The 2,293-nt window shown below is 55.1% G+C and carries 1 protein-coding gene and 1 pseudogene; both read left to right on the top strand.

Annotated features, from left to right (window positions below):
* Positions 1 to 332, top strand: a 332-nt coding sequence (locus IGQ16_RS10435; RefSeq protein ID WP_297061446.1) for a DUF4351 domain-containing protein, incomplete at its 5' end; no start/stop codon positions are given.
* 289 nt (positions 333 to 621) lie between these two features.
* Positions 622 to 2,293: pseudogene (locus IGQ16_RS10430) on the top strand (hypothetical protein); the annotation flags it as partial.

Raw genomic sequence — 2,293 nt, 5'->3', positions numbered from 1 at the left:
AAGGACTTCAGGAAGGCTTGCAACAGGGATTGCAACAGGGATTGCAACAGGGATTGCAGGAGGGATTACACCAAGGCTTGCAACAGGGATTGCAACAGGGCTTGCAACAAGGCTTGCAGCAGGGCTTGCAACAGGGATTGCAACAGGGATTGCAACAGGGAGAAGTGCTAGTTATCTTGCGCCTGCTGAGGCGGCGATTTGGGAGTGTGCCTAGGGACTTGGAGGAGCGGATTCGGCAGCTTTCTATTTCACAGATTGAGGCTTTGGCAGAGGCGCTGCTTGACTTTAGGGAACTGGAGGAAGTGGCGGCATGGCTGGAGCGCTTTGCTTGAGTGCTACTGCGGGTCACTGGGGAAGGGGTTCTTGGCACGGTGACGGTGGTAGCATACCAGTTAAAAGTTTAAGAAGTATTGCTATTGCTTAATTAGCAGCAATAATGTCCAGTTGTTGCGAAACTTTCAGAAATGTTGCTGCGAAGTGAAAGTTTTTATTAAAGAAAAACCATACTAGGTTTATGGAGCCTACGGGGTGGGGGTACCCTAGCTGTGTGGATAACCGATCGCCACCTTTCACCTTTCTGGTAGGCTAACAATTTTCTGGTAGGTCAACTTAGGTGCGGGTATGAAAAAGCACGATCGCTCCCTTGGACTGTCGAAGCGACAATATCGCAAACTCATGCGGTTTATCCGTCATCTCATATTCCAGTTACAGCGCTGGGTGCGGCAGCGACTCACCCCCCTCAGGTTCCAGCGGCAGCGGGGCTCAGAGTTGCGCTGGGGGCGTGCCGGCTTTGTGCTGCCAACGGCGGTCATTGTGTTAGTGGTGGTCACCCTAACGGTGGCGGCCCTGATGATTCGCACCCTCAATCGCACCGCCGAGGTGAGCGGCCAACGGCAAGAAATTCAAGTGATGAATGCCACCGCACCCGCCATTGACCGGGCACGGACAAAACTAGAGTACTTCTTTACCCAAGACCCTTTGCGGCCCAATGGCGTACCAGGGGAAGCGACGATTGAGCAAATTATTGGCAACAGGACCGGAACCCCCCGCAATCCCGATCCTTACACCTTGGCGGATGAGCAGCGCATTGACTTGGATGGAGATGGCACCCTAGATAATGCCTGGGCGTTTCAACCCACACCAGACTCCATTGTGGCCTACTCCATTTTGATGAAGCGCCCCAATGATACGCAGCTCAACTGGGATGACGCCCAAAAGGCCAAAAACCTGATTACCCGCAGTCGGCCCATGGGCATTACAGCGGCAGGGAATCAGTGCCCCAACTTGAGCGGGGGCAGCAGCGCAGAGGTGGGCTGGGATGAGGTAAGCAGTGCCATTCTGCGGAAGAATTTCCAGATTAATGCCTTTGTCTATGAAAACCGCAACGGCGGTCAGGCCCTCTCCACCATTGAGTTTGTGCAAGAGCGGCAAATGGAGCGGGGCAACAAGTGGGGCGCCTGGTTCCGCAATGACTTGGAGATTTTCCCGGGGCCGACATTCCGCTGGAATGGGGCCATGCACACTGAAGGCAGCATCTTTATGACCGGCGGCGATCAGGGTTTCCAAGCCTATTTGATTAGTTCGCCCAAGTCCTGTGTTTATACCCGCGTCGCTTCTGAAATTACGGCAACGGAGGTGGTCAACCCCCAAACCCAGCAAATTGAGTTTCAGGGGCAGTTTATGGCCGGCAGTTTGCGGGATAACAACACCAACGCCGGCACTGTGAAAATTCACTCCTACCGCGAACCGCCCAGTTCCCCCTACACCACTGGCGATGCAGACCCACCAGGAGAGAATGTTACGTTCAACAACACTCGGGATTCGGTCAAGAGCGGTGTGAATCCGGCGGAGGTTGCCCTGAACCCGGTGGCCATTCTCACCGAGGATAAAAGCAAAGCCCGCGGCAATGACCCCACGAATCTGACCAACCGCGATAACGACGCCACGAAAGGTTGGGATAAGCAATTTTATGTGGTGCAGGGGCGCTTTGCCAACAAAACCCAGCCCAAGCCCTATGTGGATGACACCTACCGCGCCGATGACCGCTATGGTCCTAAGCCGGTTTATAGTAGCACCATGCCGCCCTCGAATCCCTTGCTGGCCATTCCCGCGGGCAAGAAGGTAGGTGAGGAGATTAGCGACCCGGCGGCACAAGCGCTGCTGACCCACAACGTGGCTCCAGCGGCCAGCCAAAACAAGCGGGAAGACTTAGGACTGGATGGCTATTGGGAGCGGCGGGCACGCCAAGAGGGCCTGCGGATTGTGGTAGGGGAACGTTTAGAACTTACGAACG

This window comes from Thermosynechococcus sp. M3746_W2019_013, assembly GCF_015296045.1.
Taxonomy (GTDB): domain Bacteria; phylum Cyanobacteriota; class Cyanobacteriia; order Thermosynechococcales; family Thermosynechococcaceae; genus Thermosynechococcus.
Note: the sequence above shows the minus strand (reverse complement) of the source record. Positions and strands in the feature narration are given on the sequence as shown.